At 70.4% G+C, this 1546-nt stretch carries 1 protein-coding gene and 1 pseudogene; both read right to left on the bottom strand.

What is annotated here, in order from left to right:
* Window positions 1-349 precede the first annotated feature (349 nt).
* Complete coding sequence (locus tag R6V09_RS52815) at window positions 350-1294, bottom strand: fumarylacetoacetate hydrolase family protein (protein WP_317888506.1); 945 nt, start codon at window positions 1292-1294, stop codon at window positions 350-352.
* Window positions 1291-1546: pseudogene (locus R6V09_RS52810) on the bottom strand (MFS transporter); the annotation flags it as partial. The pseudogene R6V09_RS52810 and the gene R6V09_RS52815, both read right to left, overlap by 4 nt.

Genomic DNA, 1546 nt, shown 5'->3' with positions numbered 1-1546 from the left:
CGCCCGCCCCGTCGCGGCCGGCCACCGCGCCTGGCACACCAGCCAGGTCTTCCACGGCGCCCCACGCCTGGCCCCGCCTCCCAGGCGACGGCGTGCCCATAGCGTGCCCTTGAGACCGGTGAACCACGGTCGATAGCGGTGCGATTCCGCACCCCTGGGCGCCGCGCGAGAGAACATAGTCCCAGGTAAGAAGCTATCCAGCTCCCCAAGTGCCGTCGCTTCCCAAGCTGAGAGCGCGAGTTCGATTCTCGTCACCCGCTCCATGTGGGACCCCAGGCCGGTGGCCTGGGGTCCGTTCGTCGTGTGGAGCGTTTGACGGCGGCTTCGTGGCGCGGCTTCTTGTCCCGGATCAGAGTCTGTGGCGGGCGCGTGGCACGGGTATGGGCGGCACGCCCTCGATGACGGTGTTGCTGATGCTTCCGATGCCCTGCACAGTCATGGTGACCGTGTCTCCGGGAGTGAGCGGAGGTGGTTCCAGGATGCGGTGGCGGCCCCAGAGTTCGGCCAGGCAGCCGCCGTTGCCGCAGGTGCCGGAGCCCAGGACGTCGCCGGGGCGGACCCAGGTGCCGCGGGAGGCGTAGGCCGTCATCTCCTCGAAGGTCCAGGACATGTTGGCGAGACGGTCCTGACCGACCGTCTCGCCGTTGACCTCGACGGTGAGGCGGAGGTCGAGGAAGCCGTCGGCCGTGCGGTGGGGTTCGAGTTCGTCCGCGGTGACCAGCCAGGGGCCGAGGGTGGTGGCGGAGTCCTTGCCCTTGGCCGGGCCCAGTCTCACGTTCATCTCGCGGGCCTGCAGGTCGCGGGCCGACCAGTCGTTGAGGATCGTGTAGCCGATGATGTGCTCGCGGGCCTGCGCTGGGCCGAGGTCGCGGCCGGACTTGCCTATGACGGCGGCTACTTCCAGCTCGAAGTCGAAGCGCTCACAGCCGGGCGGGACGTGCACGTCGTCGTGAGCGCCGAGCATCGCGTAGGGGTTGGTGAAGTAGAACGTGGGGGCCGCGTACCACTCTTCGGGGACGGTGTCGCCGTGGCCCCGCGCCATGCCTTCCACGTGACGTTCGAAGGTGACGAAGTCCCGCACCGTGGGCGGCTGGAGAGGAGGGAGCAGTCGTACGTCTGCCAGGGGCAGGGGCGATGTGCCGGCCAGGGCGTCCTCTCCCGCCGTGCGCAGGGTGTCCTCTCCCGCCTTGATGAACTCCAGGAGTTCCGCGGGGACTTCGAAGGGGTGGACCTTGTCGTCCACCACGACTCCCGACTGCCGTCGGCCGCCGTGCAGGAAGGTCGCGAACCTCATGACCGGCTCTCTTCCAGCTGGGCGGGGGCGGCGCCGCGCGGGCTGACGCCCAGGCTCACGGCGGCGATCACGGCGGCGGTCACGCAGGCTCCGGCGGTGAGCAGGAGGACATCGCCGTATCCGGCCGCCAGGGCCCGTTCGGTGAGTGGGGCGATCTTGGCGCTGAGCGGACCCAGGTCGGCGGTGTGCAGCGCGAGCGGGCCGCCCGCGTCGAGGACGGCCGTGGCCGTGCCGTGTTCGGCGGGGGTGAGG

This window comes from Streptomyces sp. W16, assembly GCF_033194735.1.
Taxonomy (GTDB): Bacteria; Actinomycetota; Actinomycetes; order Streptomycetales; family Streptomycetaceae; genus Streptomyces.
Note: the sequence above shows the minus strand (reverse complement) of the source record. Positions and strands in the feature narration are given on the sequence as shown.